Here is a 21,775-nt window from a genome sequence, read left to right as displayed (position 1 = left end):
TTGACAGAAGGTAGAAAGCTGAATTTTTAATTATGCCTTCTACCATCTGCTTTCAAATACTAACGATCTCGCTGGTAAGCTTTAAAGTTTGTTTTGAAAGAGTTCAATAACCTGTTGCCACGCATCAGCAGCAGCTTCTCTGTATCCTATTATATTAGGATGGTGTGCTAAAAACGGGTACTTATCTACGAACAATCCACCAAAGAATCCATGTCCTGCATCGTATCGAAATACACGATGATTGATTTGATGTTTCTGTAATTCTGCCTCAATTTTTTGGTTTTCTTCCTGTGAAACCAATGTATCCTTCGTACCAAAAAATGTATAAATCGTGCCTTTGATTGCCGATGTGCGATCGATAGTTGGAGTATATTCTCCATAGCTAGAAGTTGTAATCCCCCCGCCATAAAACGAAGCAGTTGCTTTGATATCCTGTAAGGTTGCAGCCATATAAGCAATATGACCACCAAAGCAAAAACCAATGCAGCCAATAGAATCAGCTTTAACGTTGGGTAATGTGTTTAGATAGGCAATAGTTGCTTGAATATCGCTGAATATTTCCCAATATTTGACTTGTTGATAGTATTGCAACCCCAATTGGTAAGCTTCTGGACTATAACCAATATCTGGTTCGCTAAACCCAAATTCAAAACCGGGTGCAATACGTTGATACATCGCAGGTGCAATTGCTATGTATCCTTGTCGTGCTATCAATTCGGTAATATCCCGAATATTTTCATTAACACCAAAGATTTCGTGAAACACAATAACCGCAGCAAAAATTCCCTTTTCTACTGGTTGGGCTAAGTAAGCATCGATTTGTAAGTTGTTGTTAAGGATTTTGACTGTTGTGGTATTAATTTCGCGATTTTTCATTTGCTTTTTCCAGCTTCGCTCGTTCAGTTTTCTAATCCTGCTCATAGCTTAGAAAATTGGCGATTCTGAATTCTAGAAAAAAATTGCGGGATTTTGGTAGATTATTGCGATCGCCCTGACTGAAATTGTTTAGGTGTCATCCCCAGCAGGTGCTTGAAACATCGAGTCAAGTGACTTTGATCGCAAAATCCGACTCGCAAAGCAATATCTGCGATGCTCAGTTTGCTATCGCGTAACAGGTACTTGGCTTTGTCGATGCGGCGCTGCAAGATATACTGGTGAGGCGTCAAGCCCGTGCTTTGCTTGAACAGACGTAAAAAGTGATAAGGGCTGATTTGGGCGATCGCAGCAAGTTCAATTAGTTTTATCTCTTGATGAAGATGTTCGTTAATATATTCCCTCACCTGTTGCAGTTTGGGTTTAGATAATCCATCCGTATAGCTAGAAAGCCGAGGTTGTGTGGTGCAGTAATTCCGCAACAGGTGAATCGCTAATGCGGTTTTAAGACTATCAATCAGCAAATAACCGCCGATTTGTCCAAATTCTAATTCTTGTCTTAAAGCGCCGAATATCCCTTGAATCAGGATATCTTGTTCTTCCATGTAATGAGGAATGAGTTCAATGCGATCGCAATTTACCAAATCTTGACCCACTTGTTCCAGGAGTGTAGGGGCGATCGCCAAAATGGTAAACTCAGATAAAGTATTCCAATTGCAGCGCTGGGAAATACCCGCCGGAATCACCGCAATGTCTCCCTGATTCCGGGCTTCTGTTTTCAGCTTACCATCCAACCATCGTTCTCCCGATCGCTCTCCCGATACATCAAAAGCAGGACAATGGGCAATAACGTGCCATGTACCTTGATGTTCGGGCGTGTCAAACTGCGGCTGTTGATGGTGTTCGTAATAGATTTTATCCCATCCCGAACTTGTCAAGACAGCAGGCTGAGGCAACATAAAATCTGTTGCCTTTTCTTGGCTGAAATCAATCAGTTTTACCTCTGGTTCTGATGTTGTCATCTTTTATCGTTAGCGCACTGGTAGTCAGAAACCGGGTTTTTACGAGAATACTTGATGACAGTGGAGAAACTCGAAAAAACCCGGTTTCTTTAGTCGGATCCGAAAAATCTTAACTGTTTGGTTCAATCATACAAAACACGTTCAACTTATTTCCATCAAGATCCCGGAAATATCCCGCATAAAACCCCGGCAAAGCGTCTCTCGGCCCTGCTGCTCCTTCATCCTGAGCGCCAAGTGCGATCGCTTTGTTATAAACTAAGTTGACTTTTTCGGGACTGTCAACTTGAAGAGCTATCATTACTCCATTGCCAACAGTTGCTCGGTTACCATCAAATGGTTTTGTAATAGCAAGTCCTGGCATCTCTGGAGAAACGCTCCATGCGATAAATTGGTCGAATTCCATGAATCGTTGAGCGCCAATTTCAGCAAGCAAAGTATCATAAAAGTTGGCTGCACGTTCAAGATTGTTTGTGCCGATTGTAACGTATCCGATCATATTTTTTGTCCTTTCAGTGATGTTAAGATGAAGAAAAGTCTTTAAGAATATCACAACTGAGTTTAACTGTAATACTCCTCGACTTCTTAGTCTGCGGAGGCGGACTTCCTGTGTGTAGACGCGGTTTCACACCGCCGAGTTATAAGGGGATAGCTTGAATGCACTCAGGACTGTCTTTAGTTGGACTGTTGACGATCGCACTTACGGCATTTGCTATCATTGCTGCTGGATCGTAGGGCTTTAACAGTGGCAAAACTTCCTGAGCCTTGTCAACAGAAGGATCGAGCCATTGTTCCCAATCGCTTGCGGGGAGAATCACCGGCATTCGATCGTGCACGGGTTGCACTGTTTCGTTAGCAGCAGTAGTAATTATACTGCAAGATACAATGTTTTCTGCTTCGGCAGATTCCCAATTTTCCCACAAACCGGCAAACGCAAAAGGTTCGCTGTTTGTCATTGTAAAATAGTAAGGCTGTTTTTTCTTGCCCTGCGGTTGCCATTCGTAGAAGCCGTCAGCGATTATCAAACACCGCCTGTGCTTGATGGCGCTGCGAAAAGCAGGTTTTTCTGCTACTGTTTCCGATCGGGCATTAATCGTATGGCTGGCGATTTTCATATCTTTTGCCCAACTGGGAATCAAACCCCAGCGCATAAATTGAAACTGTCGCTGATTTTTTTCGGGAGAAACTGTGACGGTAGCAATTGATTGACTTGGGGCGATGTTGTATCGCGGTTTGATGTCGGGAATTTCCGAGAGTTTGAAGAATTCGGCGATGATTTTAGCTGGAGTATTTAACGTGAATCTGCCGCACATAATTTATAGTTGGTATTAACAAGAAAGTAGATTGCGATTTACCGTTGGGTGGGGGCGGGTTTTTGAGATTATTCGTATTAGGCCGAGATTGTTGGCGAACCCGCCCCTAGGAGACACTGCTAAATTGTGGAACATTTGCAGACAACCATTCGGCGCGCAACTTGTCAATAGCTAATTCTTTGAATTTAGCTTCTACTTCAATCCAAGGAGCATCATAATAGCAATTGGGCATATCTACAATCAAGTCGCTGTGGCGCGGATCTGCAAAAAATTCTTTGCCATTTGATATGTGGACTAATTGCCATTCAGGAACAGGCCAAGAAGTGCGGGCTGCTGCGAGCATTTCGGCAACGTTTGGATCGTTGTAACTTTCTAAATGTTCGTGAATGACGTGGTGGTGCGCGTCAAAAACCATTGCTACGCCTGTATCGAGACAAACGTCTAACAATTCCGACGAACTGTAGGCGTATTCGTCATTTTCAAAGGTTAAGCGCGATCGAATAGATTCGGGTAAGTCGCGGATGACTGATTTGAGTTGCGAAGTGCGATCGCCCTTACCGCCGTGAATGTTCATCAGTGCCCAGGGCGATCGGGGCTGTTGCAACATATCCATAATTAAAGCATGAGTCGCCAGAATTTTAATGCTGTTTTTCACAACATCCGGCTTGTCGGAACTGAGGACAACAAATTGATCGGGGTGGAACACCAAACGGATATTGAGGTCAATTGCCCGATCGCCAACTCTTCGCAATTCCTCATTCATCGAATCTAAAACTGTTTCCCCCAAATCTATATCTGCAAAAGGGAAGAGTGCAGAAGTCATGCGATACAATTTAATCCCATTGGCGTAGCAGAAATCAAGCGCTTTGTCAAGTCTTTTTAAGTTATCTGCATACAACTCGCGCAATACTTTTTCTTGTTCTATTTCTGTAAGTTGCAACAGCCGCTTCCGCGTGACTGTGCGGAAACGAACTGCATCGGAAGTCGTAATGCAGACCAATCCTAATTCAGGCTGTTTTTGACTTAATAACACTGGGTTAAGTTTGCTCATTTAAAATAATATCTATCTCTAATCTTACTTTAACATAGGTTTGTAGTCAGGACTAAAGTCCTGAATTTGGAGGGACTAAAGTCCCTAATACAAACCTGAATCTAACTACAGTTTCTAGTTTAGACTTAGTTGCTGCGGGCGATCGCCTATCTTAAGTCAGAGATGTGCTTAAGTACATCGCACAGCAGAAAGTGCGTATTACTCTGCCATAGATTCGAGCAGACGACCAACTACAGGGTCAATCTGCCAGTAATCCTTACCATCTTGCTTCTGATTTCCTAAATGCGAGACAAGACTGAGGAGTTCAGCCCATCTGAGAGTCTGCTTGACAACTTCAGGCGGTACATCATCAAGAACCTCAATTAATACCTCAATCGCGACTGCTTCTCCCCATTCAGCTAAAGTTCTCATCACCAGTTTTCTTTGAGGTTCGCAACCGTCAAAACCCATTGAATTAATTAATTTGTCAGATTTATTAAATTGATTCTTCAGTTGGGCCAAGGAATCTTGCCAGCAATGCGGATTAGCTTGAGCAAATTGATAGAATTCTTGCAGGAGGTTTGACCAATTCCCTGTAACTGCCGTAATCTTATTTCTAACTTCTAGTTTGCTCGGCAAATTGGCATCTTCCAACCAATGTCGCAGCGCGGCATCGTGCCAAGGTTTGAGACTTAAAAATCTCAGTTCCTTAAAGGAATCAAAACCTGTCCAATTATGAATAACTAACTGCCAAGCCTTCTGAGGATAGGCGACAAAAACAAGCTGGAGAAATGAGTCCTCTTTTTTCAATCTTTTGATTTTCTTAATTGCCTCATCAACCCAATCCTTACTCCAAGAAGTGGTGGCTGATACAACAACGAGCGTCGTGGTATCTTTCTTGCGACGGTTACTAATTTCTGTCAAACGCTGGCTGAAATCCGATCGATCTGAGAGATTTTCTAAATAGTGAACTTTGCAATCCTTCTTACTAAATGCTGCTTCCATAAAAACTCTCAAATCGTCAATTCCTGCGGCTTGGCACCCAAATATAATAGAGACACCGTACTCGCGGAGCAGAAGTTCTGATTCCTGTTTAACAGTTAAAGGACTGCGCTGGGAATCAGCTTTATTTTTAACCAAAAGAGGAGACCGAAAAGTAGCAGGTTCGTATTCATGTGGAGGTTCGCGGTGTCTCAGAAGTTCTGCTTCAATTTCTGGTTGCGTACCCATAAGCAAGGCTAAATTAGAATTTCTCAGAGTGAAGTAACCTGGATTGCTTTCTCGTAAAACTCCTAATCCTATCATTTCTTCTAGTAAAGCAAGAATTTCATCTTCCGATGACCTTCCCGCGAATCCGTCAGACCACCAATACAAGACTTGCTCGCGAATCCAAGATACAGAAAACCCATCCTCCATACCTGTTTCATTCTGCTGAGAACCATCAGCAATTGAGTAGGCAATTACTTCGTAGCGCGGATCGAGTCCCAGTGTCAACTTAAAGCGATCGCGAATATTATTGCGAAGGTCTTGACTTTGATAAGCTTCTTCTACATGGCGAGAAGTAATCACATAAGGCGGACTAATTTTAGGATCGAAAGTAGGGATATCTGGGTTAGTGATGTGCTTGAGTAGCTGCTCGCAATAAAGTTGAATCAAGCTCGGATAATAGTTAGTCTGCCACAGAATGCGCGGGATTAAATTTGGTGATTCAAAACGATAGCCAAGACTAGCCAGCGGACGTTCTACCAAAGCTGTTGCGGCTCGCATTTCACCATTATTCAGCAGAGGCCCAATGCAGATAGGCGCGCCAAAGTGAGCCAGCGGATGGTTTGCTTGTCTAGTGGTTCTCAGAACGTTGTGCAATCCGGCAAAGACCACCTTAAAACGTCGGTGAGTTTCCGTCATTAATTTTCTGAACTCATCGCAGCGCAGGAAATCCTCCTTACCATCAGCTTCCAAGAAATTATCTGCCTCATCCAACAACAGCAAAAAGCGCCGCTGATTGTCCGATTCTAGCCAACTTTTAATCCGCTGCAAGCTGCTTTCGCGGACGGAATTTCGCCGGTTGGTATCGGGAATTTTTAATTTATCCAATTCTTCGTTTAGTAGATGCCAAATCTTATCTAACAGTTGCTTGCGTCCAATTTCTTTGATATCCAAAAATAGGGCGTTCCTGCCCGCGTCGGTTGCGTGAAAAGTCCGGTGTACATATTTAAGCAAAACCGTTTTACCTAACTGGCGGCCTCCATAAATTAAACAAGAACCTTCTCGATCGATTATGGATTCCCGTTCTCGTACTCGCCCGTAAAACATCTCAGGGGGAACCTCTCCTGCTGCGGTTTTATACGGTTCTAGGAAAGTAAAGGGTAAGGTACAATCAAACAATACAGGTAGGCGTGTTTTTTGTTCTCCGCAAAGATAGAGCATCAGCACATCATCTATAACAATGAAAGTGCTCCGACGCTGCCGACATAAATCAGCCAAATCTCGGCGTCTCTTGACGGTCATTCGCCCAAAATGAAAGACGAAGACCGGCCCTCCAAGAGCAGTTTCTCCAACGGCATTGAGGAGATCCTGTTCGTTCGGTCTATCCCATACGCAAAGAATGCGGTAATGACCCTTCGCGGCTGAACCATAGGCAGACACAGGACAGCGATTTTGGTCAAATATCGGCTCAGCTTTAACGTCAATCCAGGTATTTTGTCCTGATTTTTTAAATGTAAGAGATGTTATGTTAAAACCGAGGTTGCTGAGAATTTGGCGAGCATCTTTCTCTGTGATTTCTTGCTTCCTTCCCTTGGCTGCAAACCAAGCGTCTAGCATTTCAGCGGCTTTTTTGGCTTGAGCCCCCTGCGGTATCTGGATTTTGGCGATACTTTTTCCTTTGGAAATATTGGGAATTAGCTCTTGCTTTTTTTGTCGATCGCGATCGCACTCCTCAAGCACTTTTTCGATCGCAGCATACTTATGCTCGAAGAAGTCTTTAAAAGCATCTCTCTTTTCCTCTGGTTCAGGAAGCGATCGCCGCTCTTGCAGCATAGATATATATTCCTTAGCCGTCAGGATATCGCCTTGCTCCAATACACTGCAAATTCTGGTATAATCAGCCTGATTTTCAACTTTTTTTCCTTGCTTATTTTCAGAATTTGGCAGCTCAATCTGAGTTGTGGTTGGCGGTTCTGTTGGTGGAATATCTGGGATATATTCAGGGGTTGGCTGCGCGATCGCCTCCTCTGTCAATACCGAGTTCAACTCTGCTACTGGTGGTTGTTCGACAACAGGAACAGTTTCAGATTCCGGCTCATCAACTAAGGAAGTTTCGTCTAAGTTATTGTTAGTAGAAACAGCAGGCAAATCTGGTATTGCTTCCGCCTGGATCATCAGTTTTCCTCTTACTGCTGCCATCGCCAGAGTTCTTCCAAATGATTCTGCTACGGCATCCTGTAAAGAAGCTAAATGCTCGTCATCTGCTTCTTCCCATTCTGAAATTAGTGTTAGAAGTTTGCAGAATGGATGATTGCCATCAGCCAAGATTTGGGTGTCGGGATGCAAGTCAGACTTGTGGGATTCGGAGATGGCGCGTTGAAGTTCGCGGGCTTTTTCCTGACATTCCAGCAATGACTGAAAATTGCTCTCTACTCGATGGGCGATCGCTAAAATTCGTTCCAGAACCCTCAAAGCAGAGTCGCGGACAAGGGCGATCGCACTTTTTTGCTTCTCGGCCAAATCCACACGCTCAAGTACAGACCTGATATCTGTTAAAGAACAAATTTCTTCAACTTTCAGCGTTGTCGATACTGCCAAATATTCAGCCACTTCTAGCACCTTGTCGCGAAGCTGAATAAACTTTTTATGGGACTCGTCAAGTTCTTGAATCAGCTTTTGAGATATAGGTATACCAGGGTTTAGCAACTTTCGACTCGCCTCTGACAGCCGTTTCTCTAATTGGGAAAAAACATCTTCTAGTGCGGTGAGTTGTTTGAGTAAGTCTGCTGAATTTTGTTTCATCGGTTTAATCGCTTTATTTAAGTCATTTTCTGTCAGTTCGGCAATGTGGAAATTATGCTCGTTCAAATTTGCATAGGTGAGATTGTTTTGACTTCCATCGGCACTTGACAGGTGAGTCTGAGCCAACTTTGTTTGTTCTATATTTGATTTTTCTATGAAATTGTTAAAAGGAATTAATGGTTCGGTCGTATTAGCTGTTTCAACTATTTTATCACGAACAGGCTCCAGTAAGAAAGTGTCGCGGCTGGGAGACAAGTTTTCTGAGATATTGAACTGTCTGGGCTGGCTCGGTTTGGCGATCGGTCTTTTTGTCTCAGTTTGATAAACTGGTGTAGGGCGAATATAATCTTTTAAAATGCTGTTGCGGTTGGGATGGCGCAATCTTAGTAAAGCCTTACCCTCAATTTGCCGAATCCGCTCGCGGGTAAGATTAAATATATTGCCGATTTCCTGTAGACTTTTCTCGCTGCCGTCATCCAATCCGAATCGCATCCGAATAATGTCACGTTGTCGAGGGGTAAGAGTATCTAAAACGCTTTCTAAATCTTCGGTAAACAATTTTTTAGATGCTTGTTCTTCTGGTGTTTCTCCATCGAATTCAATCAACTCTCCCAATGTACAGTCTTCATAATCACCCATTTTAGTATCTAAGGAAATGATAGATTTAGCCGATTGAATAACCAATCGCATTTTTACAATTGTCATCTCCATTTTAGTAGCGATTTCTTCTTCGGTAGGCTTGTGGCCGATTTCTTGAGAAAGCTGTTTGGTAGTTTTCTTAATCTTCGAGATAGTTTCATAAACGTGAACTGGTAGGCGGATAGTCCGCGATCGATCGGCAATAGCCCGCGTAATTGCCTGACGAATCCACCAATATGCGTGGGTAGAAAACCTGGTTCCCTTCGTGCAATCAAACTTTTCTACAGCCTTGATTAAACCGATATTTCCCTCCTGAATCAAGTCTAAGAAATCCAGCCCTCGATTTTGATATTTTTTAGCGATTGAGACTACCAGCCGCAAGTTAGACTCTACCATTTTGTCTTTAGCTTTTCGGCTCCCCTCTAACTCTAACTCAGCAATTTTACGAGCTAATTCAATTTCTTCGTAAGCTTTGAGCAGGGGAATTCGACAGATTTGTTGCAGGTAAACCCGAAGCGAATCTGACAGTATACGATCTTTTTTAAATTCGATGTTGTCAGGAATAGTTTTATGCCAAGCTTCATGAAATTCGTCAAAGTTGCTAAAGCCATGATTTTCATACAACTCTGTCAAAAAAATATTGAAGAGCATTTTTAAATGAGAGTTTGTCGGACTGGCGAATGGGATATCTTTAATATGTTTGACTTTTCCTAATACATCTTCAGATTCATTGCGTTTGTGTTGGCGACGGTTGATAATGGATAAAGTCAGAGTTTCTCCATGCTGAAAAAGAACGATCGCGGGAATCGGTAAAATTTTATTAATCTCGCGGATAATCCCGTCAAGTTGTTCTATAGTGTACGCACTCCTCCGCAGTGCGATCGCGAAAAACAAGTACGAAGTAAAAAAGGCACTCTCACCACTGCTAGTATCAAATTCGACAAACTGGTCATTATCTGCAATTTCTGTCCCGGTAAACTGGAAGAGAAAATCAACCGACAGCCATTCCTCTAAGAGAGCTTTTTGGGAGTTGAGCTTTTGATCTATGTCAAATTCGGCAATAAAATTCTCCGAACTATTAGGATAAAACGGAAGAGTTTTATCACTGCGGTATCCAAGAGTAAAGAACAAATTACGGGCGTTATCCGCTAGTTTTCCCTTTGCAAAACTACTTAAAGCTTGATTGATAGATGCTTTGGCTTGTTGTTCGCTGACGCTCATTTAATCACCAGCCAGGTAATCAGTTCAAAATCCGTTGTTGCTTTAACCTGATGCGCTTGCTCAACCAACACAGCACGGCGGCTAGACAGCAGATTGCCGATGCTCCGCTTCTTGTAAATATCTGCAATTGAATCAACGGCCAGCTTGAGCAAATCGTTATACAAACTCATATCAAATCCGTTATTAGTTTCTCGATCGAACAAATTGCACAACTCTTCATAGGGAACCGTACATCCCGCGCACAGCAACCGATATATTTCAAGTATTTGTTTGGGTTGAGCAAAACTCAATCGCACTTCCTTATTTTCGCGCACGTAAACTACAAAATATGGTTGCAGCGGGTTGACGGTTTTATTATCAAGAGAATCGCCTTTTTGTTTGAGGCAAAAAATTACGCCAGGAGCAATTATCGGGTACTCCGAGTTAGTTGGAACTACTGCATAAAGTCCTAAAGGAGCATCTTGGAGTAGTTTGCGGTTGCTCTCAATGTATTTGGCTAGTTCCATTCGGAAATCATCGAGAGTGAATTCCGTTAGGGCGACACTTTCGGTGAAATCTTCGATATCCAGCACCTCGTCTCTCAATCGCAGCAACTGCTTGTCGCGGTATTTCAAATCACTCTCAATTAGTTCTTGAATCTCCTTTACCTCCAGCAGATTATCTTCAAATGTACCAGCTATGTCCGCTAAAGCCATCCGTGCTTCTACTCGATTTTTCAGATTGATGTACTGATCCAGGTCCTCTGTCGGCCAAAAATTGATTAATTGTACGGTGTGATTGGGGCTACCAATGCGATCGCACCTACCGAACCGCTGGATAATTCGGACTGGGTTCCAGTGGATGTCGTAGTTAATCAGATAATCGCAATCTTGTAAATTTTGCCCTTCTGATATACAATCTGTGGCAATTAATAGGTCAATCTCGCCGTCTTGCCGCATAGATGGAATTTGGGCGCGTTTCTTGGCGAAAGGTGAAAAATTTGTCAGGACGTGATTGAACTCATTTTTGCCAAAGGTAGTCTGATTTTTCGCCGAACCACCAGTCACCAAAGCTAAGTTAATTTTCAAGTCTAATGTAGCCCACTCCCGCAATCCTTCGTAGAGATAGACTGCGGTATCTGCAAAGGCAGTAAAGACTAAAACCTTGCGATTTGGTTGACCATGCTTGTTAGTCGTAGGATGCTTGACTTTCTCGGCGATTAGTGATTTTAACTCAGCCAGCTTGGCATCGCGTTCAACAGAAATGCTTTGGGCAGAATTGTAGATTTGTTTAAGCTGTTTCTTGTCGTTTTTTAGGTCTTTTAACCAGGTTTCGACATCGAGGTGCAGCATTTTAACTTTTAGCTTGCCAACCTCCCACGCCGCTCGTAAATCCTCGTCTTCTTCTGCCTCAAACTCTAAATAGTTGAAATCAATTACCGCGTTTTCGTCTTGCCAATTCTTGAAGGATTCGAGTCGTTTTTGTAACTCGGATATTTTGTCAATAGTCCGCTGCATTGTGATAGCGAAGGAATTCACCGAGCTTTCCAGGCGTTTCAAAAAATTAACCTTTATCATGCCGATCAGAGAGCGTTCGCGATCGCTCTGTTTGAAGTTTTGCACTCTTTTATTTTCATAAGCCGAACGGTATGGCGGCAGGACATATTTTGAAGGGTTGAATAGGGAGAGTTGATATTTAGAAATTTCACTGTTAAGCTGTTCGTAGGACATGAACTCACCCTCTCGGTCAATCTCAGGAAATACCGAGATGGGTTTGAGCCGTTCTGGAAAGCCGCCTAATTGGGCGATCGCATCTTTGTAGTATTTTTGAATGTGTTTGCGCGATCGGGCGATCGTCAATTCGTCAAGCAGTTTGAAGAAAGCAGAACTTAGTTCTTCCAGGAGTTCGCTAGTTTTGCGATCGCGACTTTTCTTTGCCCACTTGGTAAATTTCCGCTGAGCATCAGCTAGTGTATCGCGCAGACTAACAATTCCCAGCGATTCCCTAAACGCAGCGTCGCTACCTTCTGTTATAAAATAAAGTTGATTCCGCAAATCCTTTAAATCATTGTTAACCGGAGTTGCTGATAAGAGTAGCACCTGAGTTTTGACACCGCTCTTGATAATATCATCCATCAGCCTTTCGTAACGGCTCTTTCTAATTAGATTGCCAGATTCGTCCCGTTTGCTCTTGATGTTGTTGCGGAAATTGTGCGATTCATCAATAACTACCAAGTCGTAGTTACCCCAATTAATCGTTGCTAAATTAATGTCCCCAGAGTAACCAGAGTCACGACTCAAGTCGGTGTGAGACAGGACTGTATAGTTGAAGCGGTCTTTAACCAAAGGATTGAGATCGCTATTGTTTTGTGCTAGATATACAGTCCAATTATCGCGGAGTTTTTTGGGACAAAGAACCAAAACTTTTTCATTGCGAAGTTCAAAATATTTAATCACCGCGAGAGCTTCAAATGTTTTACCTAAACCAACGCTGTCAGCAATAATACACCCGTTATATCGTCGGATTTTATTGATGGCTGCCTTAACTCCGTCTTTTTGAAATTCAAATAGAGATTTCCAGATTTCTGTATCAAATAGGTGTAGCTGTTCGCTGAGAATATCGCTTTTTTCTAGGTCATCGAGAAATGTCTCGAAGATATGAAACAGAGTTTTGTAGTAGATAAACTCAGGAGAATTATTCTGGTAAAGTTGCTCTAGATACAGCAGCACGTCTTGTGTGACATCTTCGATGAGTTCGGCATCATTCCAGAGTTCATCAAACCAGGCTTTAAGGTCGCGGGTATCCCGTTTACTATCTACTTCTAAATTGAGTTCAATATTGTTGTTTTTCCTACCTAATCCCAGTCCCCGCATGGTAAAATTAGAACTGCCCATAATAGCATTTTCAGTTCCGTTATGAGCAATGTGATACATTTTGCCGTGCAGTAAATTAGATTGCTTGACCGACCGTATCTGGACTTTTTTTTCAATCCATTCTGCACATTCTTTCGCAACCCGTTTTTGCTGCAACCGATTCTGTAGCTGCAAGCCCTGATCCTCAATTTGGAACGCCTTTTTATCGGTTTTACTGGGGTCAAGGGACTTGATGAAGCGCGGTTCACCAAACAAAAATTTCAAGCTTTTAATACCTAGAAGTTGTTCCTTCAAAGCATCAAAGGCATAAATTGTAAAGTAAGCAGAAACAATGGATAGGGTTGAGTTTTTCTCGACCTTGGCTTTCAAAAAATTGCCCACAGTTCCGCGATGACGGTTGTCTCTAATTGCCGACTTTGGGAGAGAAGAATCATGCTGTGACATAGCCTACCTTTATGCGGTTGTTGCATTAGGCTATATTCTACATCTTCCACGATTCTTAGGAACAGGCAAGATGCCTGTTCCACAACACATACTGATCTTGTACCACGATTCTCAAGAACAGGCAAGATGCCTGTTCCACAACACATACTGATCTTGTACCAATCATCCCCGCAAACGGCCAGACCTGAGAATGCTAATAATCAACCAAAAACCCAAAAAACTCGCCGCCCCAAACAAACCGTTGCTCAAAAAAGATAGTTGAGCAGTTTGCGCGTTAGAAGAGATAATTGCCGCTCCCATAATCAGCGAACCCACGACAATACTAAAAGAAAGTCGGTTGGCTGAATCCCCCAAAGTGCGACGCAGCGGGTCGAGTTCTTTTAGCGTCAAGTTCCACTTCAAAGTTTCGGAAGTAACTCGGTCTAAAAGCACTTCCACCTGTCGCGGAGATTGTAAAGATAAGCTTTTTAGATCCAAAGCAGTTCTCAGCAAAGCTTGCACCGGGTCTTCTCCTAATAACTGACGCCGAAACATATCGGTCATCAGCGGTTTGACCTGTTCTACAATATTAAATCTGGGATTAAAAGAACGCGCTACTCCTTCTAAATTAGCGAGAGTTTTTGCATACAAACCGAGATTACTGGGAAGCCTAATCTTATTTTTGCGAGTGATTTCCAGCACTTCATAAAAAATTTCCGACAAGTTCATTTGCGACAAGCTGACATTATAATACTTCCGCAGCATTCGAGCCAAATCGTTCTCTAGATTAGCTAAACTTGTAGGCTGAGCAAATTCTGCCATTTGCAATGTTAATTGAGCGCAGCGCTGAGCATCTAAATCGACAATTGACAGCAACATTTCTGTCAGATTCTGTTGGGTGCGCGGGTCTAATCTGCCGACCATGCCGCAGTCGAGCAAAGCTATCCGGCCGTCTTTGAGATAAAATAAGTTGCCTGGATGCGGGTCTGCGTGAAAGAAGCCGTCAATATATAACTGCTGGAAGAAAACGCGGCAAAGCAGGGTTGTAATTTCTTCGCGTTCGGCATTTATATCTCCTTTGTGGCGAATTCCTTGCAAATCGCCTGACAAAATTGGGACTCCGTTCAGCCACTCCATGACTAAGAGTTTTTTTGTAGTTAATTCCCAGTTAATTTCTGGGAGGACAACTTGTGTGGGATCAAACCAGCGACTTTTTGATAAATTGCGGCGCAGTTCGTCTGTGTAGCTGGCTTCTTGAATGAAGTCTAATTCTGCACGCAGGGCGATCGCAAATTCTTCTGCTAGGGCCACAATATCGTATTGTTGACCGAGGTCTGTCAGCATGACAAGTTCTGCTAAACCTCGGAGCACGGCGATGTCTTGTTCGATGACAATATCAATACCGGGGCGCTGAACTTTTAGGGCGACTTCGCGGCCGTCTTTTAAGGTAGCTTTGTGGGTTTGGGCGATCGAACCTGCGGCGATCGCCTGAGTGTTAAATTTGGAGAAGGTTTCTTCGATCGACTGTTTGAGTTCCTGGCGGACGATTGCTTCTACTTCCAACCATGATACGGGCGGCACTTCCGCTTGTAAAGAAGAGAGGGTTTCGATGTAAGCAGCGGGTAAAAGGTCGGGACGGGTACTCAACAATTGTCCCAATTTTACAAAAACTGGGCCTAATTCGACGAGGATGTTGCGGAGAACCGCTGGAGTTGGGAGACTGGGTGCGTCGGTTTTGCGGCCGGTGAGGAGACTTTTCATGTAGTCCCAACCGTTGCGGAAGACGACCTCTAGAATTTCTCCTTTGCGAGAAGTGTTTTGAACTAGGCTGAACACGTGGTGGCCTCCGGGTCGATCGGGTTTAAGGGCTATATAACTACTAGGATAGCGCTGTTAACCAAGCTGACCTTGGTCTTGAGGAATAACTTTGGTAGAAATAGCGGGAATGGGTGCAATTCCTGCTGGGGATAGCTGCGCCGCGCGTACTTTGGGGTGTGGGGGAGGGCGATGGCGTTCCGCCCCGCAAGCTACGGTTTTTGGCGGTGGCATTAATCCTCATGCTAATATTACAGTTAAACCAGACACGATCTTTTTATAATTAAAATTATTGAGTTGAAAAATTGTGTCAAAGACTTGAATTAGTAAGTTATTACAAGCCAAATTCTCAATGTGTTTCAAACCCAATAAAAAACATGATTGCCATCCAATCTCCTGCAACCTCGATCGAATTATCCATAGACTTAACTGACGAGCAATTTTTTCAGCTTTGTCAGAACAACCGCGATTATCAATTTGAACGTACAGTATCAGGGGAGTTAATTATTATGCCACCAACGGGCAGCGAAACTAGCAAGCGCAATATGGATCTATCGTATCAACTTCAAGCCTGGAGCAGGCAAAATAATCTAGGAGTTGCCTTTGACTCTTCTGGAGGTTTCACCCTCCGTAATGGTGCCGATCGCTCTCCTGATGCCTCTTGGGTCAAAAAAGAACGGTGGGATGCTTTAACACCGGAACAAAAAGACAGTTTTGCTCCTTTATGTCCCGATTTTGTAGTTGAGTTGCGCTCAAAGACTGATTCGTTGAAAAAGCTGCAAGATAAAATGCAAGAATATATAGATAACGGTGCGAGATTGGGTTGGTTAATTGACAGGCAAAATCGGCGGGTAGAAATTTATCGCCCCGGTCAAGATGTGGAAATTCTCCAAAATCCTGCCACTCTTTCAGGGGAAGATGTACTGCCGGGTTTTGTGTTGGATTTAGTAGAAATTATGTAATTCTAGAATTATAGATATCGAGTAAGGACACGGCAGTGCCGTGTCCCTACGGAATTAGTTACAGTAAATCTTTCAATTTCTCATCTTCTCCCAATACTTTAATCACCTGTTTTATCTCCTGCGTCCTGTCTTTTTTCACAATCAAAGTCACATTACCATCTCTGACAACGACGACATCTTCTAAACCGATGGTGACGATGACTTCATTCTCATCCGCTGCATAGAAAATAGCGTCTTTGGTATCAATTCCGATGTGTTTTGCTAACTCGACATTCGGCTTGTCTCCTTGCAACAAACGGGCGATCGCATTCCAGTCACCCAAATCGTCCCAACTAAAGCCTACAGGTAATACACAGGCTTTTTGCGTCTTCTCCATCAGCGCGTAATCGATGCTAATTTTCGGCAATTCCGAGTAAGCAGCAGCGCCTTTTGCTTCCAAAGCTGCCATCATTTCCGGCACATGATTTCGCAATTCTGTCAAGACAGTGCCAACTTTAAATACAAAGATTCCGCCATTCCAACTAAACTTGCCGCTGGCTACAAATTCCTCGGCGGTGGCGCGATCGGGCTTTTCTGTAAACCTAGCCACACGATAGGCCGGAAAACCGCCAAAACTGCCAATTTCCTCGCCTTGTTCGATGTAGCCGTAACCAGTAGAAGCATAACTCGGCTTGACTCCCAAAGTGGCGATCGCACTTTCCTTTGTCGCCAATTCAGCCGCCGCCTCCAAAGTCTTGACAAACTCCTCCGGTTCCCCAATCCAGTGATCCGCCGGGAAAAACCCGACAACCGCATCCTCACCGTAACGTTTCGCAATTTCGATCGCACTCCAAGCCACCGCCGGCGCAGTATCCCGGCCTTCCGGTTCCGCCAGCAAATTCTCAGGAGGTAGCAGCGGCAATTGTTCCCGCACTCCGTCGGCCAGCATTTCCGATGTTACTACCCACAAATCTTCCCAGCCGTTACCTAATGTTAATAGTCGATCGGCTGTAGCTTGCAGCAAACTCTTGCCGCTACCGTCGAGACTGAGAAACTGTTTGGGGCGCTGCTTGCGACTCAGCGGCCAAAAACGTTCGCCTTTACCGCCGGCCAGAATCACAGGAATTAAGGTTCTACTCATGGTTTAAAGTTTAAACAATTGATGTCTATATTTTAAATTCTACCTTCTATCTTCCACCTGTCACTTTGTCAATCCAATTAGCATAAAATGATACCCGCGTGTCGCCGGAAATTTCGCCAAAACTGCCATTATCGTCAATTTTATCAATATCGCCGATATTTGTTTTGAAAAATCCGCGATCGCTATAACCCCAAGAACTAATCCCCGCAATTTTCCCGTCCACAAACGAAGGCCCGCCCGAATCTCCGCTAGCCGTAGCTATTTCATTTTTCCCCAAACCGCGATCGGCTAATTTAGGAAAATGCCTCCCCAAACTATCGTGTTCGGCGGTTCCGTCATCAAAATCAAAAATTAACTGACTCCCCAAGACTAATTCAGACATATCAGATTCAGTAGAACTTTTGAATATTTCGCCTAGTGCATCGTAGCGGTTTTGACCTCCATATCGTTTCGCCTCAGAATTAGAATTCTCATTTTGTCCTTTATTACCCAGGCCGATATATCCATAGCCAATTTTTGTAAACACCTTGCCAATTTCATTTTTATTCCTGTTAATTTCGTACTGTTCCACAGTACGCGGTGCGGTTTTTTTAAGCTTTAAAATAGCAATATCGTTTCCGACTTCTGATTCGTAACCAGTCCATCCCGGATGGATATAATAGTTGCTAACAGGGATAGTAACTTGACCGCTGGGCAATTTAAAAGTTGCCGTTACAGCAGTTCCAGCAGGAACCTTGACCCCGCCTTCATTGAGGCAGTGGGCGGCCGTGAGTACGTACAATCCTCCGGTTAACACCGAACCCGTACACTGCACCGGTTCGAGGTAGGCGACACCTGTATATCGCTCTAAAGCTAGGGGTTTGCGGGAACTGCTATCGCCAAAAGCACTAATTATCGATCGCCCTGCTTCGGCTGCTTCTAAAACTAAAAGTACAGTCAAAACTGTCATTAATAATATTTTTATAATTTGCTTCATTTGATGCTGTTGATAATTCGTGAAAAAATTAGGATAGTTTGCGATCGCACTCCGACTCAAGAAACCGGGTTTTTGGCAGAATTACGGGCTGTAACCAATAATTTTGGTGAAAAAACCCGGTTTCTGGCTACCCGTTCGTCAGAGTCGAGAAACCGGGTTTTTGGCAGAATTCAGCCCTGCAACGATATATTTTGGTGAAAAACCGGGTTTCTGGCTACCCGTTCGTCCTATATAAAATTGCGTAAGTCCTGAATAGGCGATTAGCTATTAGGAATGAGAATTAAATAACTTACACAAGTTTGTGGGGTGTCCCGCCCGCTCTTTTTGGACGGGCGGGACGCCCATCCCACAATAACAATAAAAATTGTAACTTATTTAATTCGCGATCCTTAGCTATTTATTGGACAATTCGATGTTAAGTTCGTTCACGACACGGCGCTTGAGCGGGAGCGATTTTTCTCTAGGAAGCAAGTCGAATACTTTCCGAAAGGCATCATCTACCTTCTCAAAAGGTATTTGTCCTTTTTCATTAAAAACTACTTTTCCCGATTGGTCGAGGATGACAGTTTGAGGTACGAAACCTTCGTAATAATGACCGGGTTCGGTTATTTTTGGTGACGGTTGCGAAGGCAAAGAGTCAATGCTTATCGGCATAAAATCTGCTTCGCGGCCGTAAAATTCCTGGAGGTTTGAGACAACGATCGCGTATTGCTTGGAGTCGCTACTGTCGTCAGTGTAAAAAACTAACAATGCGGGTTTTTTGCGGTTGAAAGAATCTGTGAGCTTGACTTTAGGAGGAACGAGGGAACCGTTGCCGGCGTAGAGAGCGAAGATGGTGCCGTCGAAGCGATCGTCCGTGAGTGTTGCGAAGGCGGGCGGCTGACCGGTGAGCAGTATCAAGCTAAGTGCGATCGCCACAGTTAAAAGACTAGCAGACACGATTCGCCGCAGCCAGCGTTTGCCTGAAGCTGCAATCAAAATTAATTTTTGGGAATCAGAAAATATCATAGGTGGTTGGCAGTTGCTGTAAAGTGGCGAAAAAGCGTGCAAAACATTATTAAGTTTATCAGCAAATGCCTGTATTTACAGTTGAGTAGGTTAAATTGGTTTTTGACAAACTATTTTAATCTGCTTTTATTGGCGATCGACAACACTATGGGTAGGGATACGGTACTGCCCATTGGTTTCAACTTAAGACTAAAACCCTTGATAAATCTCGCTTTTAGTCGAGTCTAGATCCCCCTAAATCCCCCTTAAAAAGGGGGACTTTGAGTAATTTCTTGTCCCCCCCTTAAGAAGGGGGGCTAGGGGGGATCTGAGTTTTATAGTCAAACAGCAATCTCTGACTACGTTTGAGTCTTAAGTTGACACTCCTTTGGTACTGCCGCGTTCCTACAGATATCCCGTACAATCCACGGGATTTGATATCAACCGATCGCTGGTGACTGACAGATAGAAACTGACAACTAGGAACTGACAACAAATGATGATTGCTTTGCTTCACTTATTCGCGCAAACGCCCGTTGCTGAGGCTTCCGGGCCAGCTCAAATTAATATCTTACAGGCTATTGTTTTAGGCATTGTCCAAGGATTAACGGAATTTTTGCCAATTAGCAGCAGCGCTCATTTAAAAGTCGTGCCTTTAGCCCTCGGCTGGGCCGATCCGGGTGTTGCTTATACTGCTGTCATTCAATTAGGCAGCATTGTGGCAGTGCTGTGGTATTTTTGGAAAGACTTAACAAATATAGCTATTGGTGGATTTAAAGCTATTAGGCGCTCAGACTACGAATCCCAAGAGTTTCGGATGGCGCTGGGGATTGGTTTGGGAACTATACCAATTATATTTTTTGGATTGTTAATCAAGATATTGGTGCCAGATTTTGATAAATCACCGCTGCGGAGTTTGGGAGCGATCGCGATTGCTTCGATCGTGATGTCGCTGCTGTTAGCGATCGCCGAAAAAACTGGCAAGCGCGAACGGGATTACGAAAAATTAGATATCAAAGATGGTATTTTAATGGGATTAGCTCAAGCAATGGCAATAATTCCTGGTGTTTCGCGATCGGGTTCTACCCTAACAGCAGGATTGTTCCTCGGATTGCAAAGAGCCGCCGCCGCCCGATTTTCTTTCTTGTTAGGAATTCCGGCAATTACTCTGGCTGGTTTAGTCGAATTGAAAAGTGCTTTGGGTGAAGGCGCCAGCGACGCTGGAGTTGTAGCTTTGATAGTCGGAACAATTTCAGCTTTTATTTTTTCCTATATTTCGATCGCCTGGCTGATGAAGTTCCTGCAAACTCAGAATACGTGGGTGTTTGTGTGGTACCGGCTGGCCTTTGGCGTGGCGATTTTAACTGCTCTCGCAGGTGGTGTATTACAAAATCCACAAGGATAAGATAAATTTTGTAGGAGTGGCAAAAGTCACTCCTACTATACCCGCTAGTCAGAAAAAATGACAGAATTTAACTATGACCGCATATCACGAATCCATCATCGACCAGTTCACCCGTCAAGCTGTACCATTCTCTAACTTGTACGGCCACACAAATCAAGAATCTCTCGATTTACTGATGAAGATGGCAAGCATATCTGACAAGGATACAGTTCTAGATGTGGCTTGCGGCCCGGGTATTGTGGCTTGTGCTTTTGCGGCAGTTTCCAATCGCGTTACGGGCATCGATTTAACACCGGCAATGCTAGAACAAGCCCAGATTTTGGCAGAGCAAAAAAACTTGACTAATCTCTCGTGGCTGCAAGGCGATATCGAAACGCTACCGTTTCCCGATGATAGTTTTTCCATTGTGCTGAGTCGTTACGCTTTCCATCACTTCTTGCAGCCCGATGTTGTGCTGTCGGAGATGGTTCGGGTGTGTCGCGCGGGCGATCGCATTTTGATTGCTGATGTGGCAATGCCACCGGAAAAAGTTGATGCTTACAACTATATTGAGAAGCTGCGCGATCCATCTCATACTCGCGCCTTGACTCTGGAAGAGTTGCCGAAATTAGTCGCAGATGCGAATCTGCAAAATGTCAAATTAGCATTTTATAAGGTAGAATTGGAGCTAGAACAGCAGTTAGCTGCTTCTTTCCCCAACCCCGGCGATGACGATAAGCTGCGACAACTTTTTAGAGAAGATATTGGTGTTGACAGTCTGGGGATTGGCGTACATTTTCGAGGCGATGCAATTCATTATGCGGTTCCCATCGCTGCGATCGTTGGCGAAAAAGCAAAGTTATATAGCAATCCTAAATGATTTAAATCAATTTGTAGGGGTAGTGGATGGTGCGTGCCTACCCCATTGATTTTCTAAATATAATGTGCGTCGCCAGTAATAACTCTCGCTGCTACAACTATTAAGTCCAGGTACGTTGTTGCGCTTTAGCGCTCTTTCCAATATCCCAAAAAGAGCGCCCAAGCGCAACAACGTACGGGAGCATCCCACTTTTTGACTAAGTAGAAACACCTAGCTTGATGTCATTATTTAAATACGCACATCTCAGTCTTAAAATTTGAGGCACATTTTTTT

At 43.7% G+C, this 21,775-nt stretch carries 16 protein-coding genes and 1 pseudogene; 4 read left to right on the top strand and 13 right to left on the bottom strand.

What is annotated here, in order from left to right; all coding sequences use genetic code 11:
* Nucleotides 1-81 precede the first annotated feature (81 nt).
* The 10 genes and pseudogenes from JGK14_RS21990 to JGK14_RS21945 form a co-directional block, all read right to left on the bottom strand.
* Nucleotides 82-876, bottom strand: coding sequence for a dienelactone hydrolase family protein (locus tag JGK14_RS21990; protein ID WP_325315487.1), 795 nt, complete (start codon nucleotides 874-876; stop codon nucleotides 82-84).
* 101 nt (nucleotides 877-977) lie between these two features.
* The gene (locus tag JGK14_RS21985; protein ID WP_325315486.1) at nucleotides 978-1,895 is read right to left on the bottom strand and encodes an AraC family transcriptional regulator; all 918 of its coding nucleotides are present in this window, start codon (nucleotides 1,893-1,895) and stop codon (nucleotides 978-980) included.
* Nucleotides 1,896-2,004: 109 nt separating this feature from the next.
* Nucleotides 2,005-2,391, bottom strand: coding sequence for a VOC family protein (locus JGK14_RS21980; RefSeq protein ID WP_293189112.1), 387 nt, complete (start codon nucleotides 2,389-2,391; stop codon nucleotides 2,005-2,007).
* Between the two features lie 139 nt (nucleotides 2,392-2,530).
* Nucleotides 2,531-3,205, bottom strand: a complete 675-nt coding sequence (locus tag JGK14_RS21975; RefSeq protein WP_293176730.1) for an SOS response-associated peptidase — start codon at nucleotides 3,203-3,205, stop codon at nucleotides 2,531-2,533.
* Nucleotides 3,206-3,311: 106 nt separating this feature from the next.
* Nucleotides 3,312-4,256, bottom strand: coding sequence for a UV DNA damage repair endonuclease UvsE (gene uvsE, locus JGK14_RS21970; protein ID WP_293176728.1), 945 nt, complete (start codon nucleotides 4,254-4,256; stop codon nucleotides 3,312-3,314).
* 198 nt (nucleotides 4,257-4,454) lie between these two features.
* Nucleotides 4,455-8,309 carry an AAA family ATPase gene (locus JGK14_RS34095; RefSeq protein WP_366024712.1) on the bottom strand — a complete coding sequence of 1,285 codons (3,855 nt, stop codon included), beginning with the start codon at nucleotides 8,307-8,309 and terminating at the stop codon, nucleotides 4,455-4,457.
* A 270-nt stretch (nucleotides 8,310-8,579) separates the two neighbouring features.
* Nucleotides 8,580-9,425, bottom strand: a pseudogene (locus JGK14_RS21960) (sigma-70 family RNA polymerase sigma factor); the annotation flags it as partial.
* A 674-nt stretch (nucleotides 9,426-10,099) separates the two neighbouring features.
* Entirely contained in the window at nucleotides 10,100-13,399 is a 3,300-nt protein-coding gene (locus tag JGK14_RS21955; RefSeq protein ID WP_293196771.1) for a helicase-related protein, read from the bottom strand.
* A 162-nt stretch (nucleotides 13,400-13,561) separates the two neighbouring features.
* On the bottom strand, nucleotides 13,562-15,214 hold the full coding sequence (locus JGK14_RS21950; RefSeq protein WP_293196772.1) for an ABC1 kinase family protein: 1,653 nt from the start codon (nucleotides 15,212-15,214) through the stop codon (nucleotides 13,562-13,564).
* A 57-nt stretch (nucleotides 15,215-15,271) separates the two neighbouring features.
* Nucleotides 15,272-15,427: a hypothetical protein gene (locus tag JGK14_RS21945; RefSeq protein ID WP_293176722.1), complete on the bottom strand. Its 156-nt coding sequence runs from the start codon at nucleotides 15,425-15,427 to the stop codon at nucleotides 15,272-15,274.
* Between the two features lie 143 nt (nucleotides 15,428-15,570).
* On the opposite strand from JGK14_RS21945, the gene JGK14_RS21940 reads away from it, so the two are divergent.
* A complete protein-coding gene (locus tag JGK14_RS21940) occupies nucleotides 15,571-16,155 on the top strand; it encodes a Uma2 family endonuclease (protein ID WP_293176720.1) in 585 nt (194 codons plus the stop codon).
* Nucleotides 16,156-16,213: 58 nt separating this feature from the next.
* Here the strand turns inward: JGK14_RS21940 and JGK14_RS21935 are convergent, their stop codons facing one another.
* Both JGK14_RS21935 and JGK14_RS21930 read right to left on the bottom strand, forming a co-directional pair.
* Complete coding sequence (locus tag JGK14_RS21935) at nucleotides 16,214-17,275, bottom strand: mannose-1-phosphate guanylyltransferase (RefSeq protein ID WP_293176718.1); 1,062 nt, start codon at nucleotides 17,273-17,275, stop codon at nucleotides 16,214-16,216.
* 46 nt (nucleotides 17,276-17,321) lie between these two features.
* The gene (locus JGK14_RS21930; protein WP_293176716.1) at nucleotides 17,322-18,251 is read right to left on the bottom strand and encodes a trypsin-like serine protease; all 930 of its coding nucleotides are present in this window, start codon (nucleotides 18,249-18,251) and stop codon (nucleotides 17,322-17,324) included.
* Between the two features lie 3 nt (nucleotides 18,252-18,254).
* Between JGK14_RS21930 and JGK14_RS21925 the strand changes: the two genes are divergently transcribed.
* The gene (locus JGK14_RS21925) at nucleotides 18,255-18,449 is read left to right on the top strand and encodes a hypothetical protein (protein ID WP_293202686.1); all 195 of its coding nucleotides are present in this window, start codon (nucleotides 18,255-18,257) and stop codon (nucleotides 18,447-18,449) included.
* A 195-nt stretch (nucleotides 18,450-18,644) separates the two neighbouring features.
* Here the strand turns inward: JGK14_RS21925 and JGK14_RS21920 are convergent, their stop codons facing one another.
* Nucleotides 18,645-19,229, bottom strand: coding sequence for a thylakoid membrane photosystem I accumulation factor (locus JGK14_RS21920; RefSeq protein WP_442921470.1), 585 nt, complete (start codon nucleotides 19,227-19,229; stop codon nucleotides 18,645-18,647).
* 508 nt (nucleotides 19,230-19,737) lie between these two features.
* On the opposite strand from JGK14_RS21920, the gene JGK14_RS21915 reads away from it, so the two are divergent.
* Nucleotides 19,738-20,643 (top strand): undecaprenyl-diphosphate phosphatase, encoded by a 906-nt coding sequence (locus tag JGK14_RS21915; protein ID WP_293176756.1) that lies wholly within the window; start codon nucleotides 19,738-19,740, stop codon nucleotides 20,641-20,643.
* 73 nt (nucleotides 20,644-20,716) lie between these two features.
* Nucleotides 20,717-21,502 (top strand): class I SAM-dependent methyltransferase, encoded by a 786-nt coding sequence (locus tag JGK14_RS21910; protein WP_293176712.1) that lies wholly within the window; start codon nucleotides 20,717-20,719, stop codon nucleotides 21,500-21,502.
* The last annotated feature ends 273 nt before the right edge of the window (nucleotides 21,503-21,775 follow it).

The sequence above is a fragment of the Microcoleus sp. PH2017_28_MFU_U_A genome (assembly GCF_020738035.1).
In the GTDB taxonomy this organism is placed as follows: domain Bacteria; phylum Cyanobacteriota; class Cyanobacteriia; order Cyanobacteriales; family Microcoleaceae; genus Microcoleus.
The sequence above is the reverse complement of the archived record's forward strand: the minus strand, read 5'-3'. Positions and strand labels throughout refer to the sequence as shown.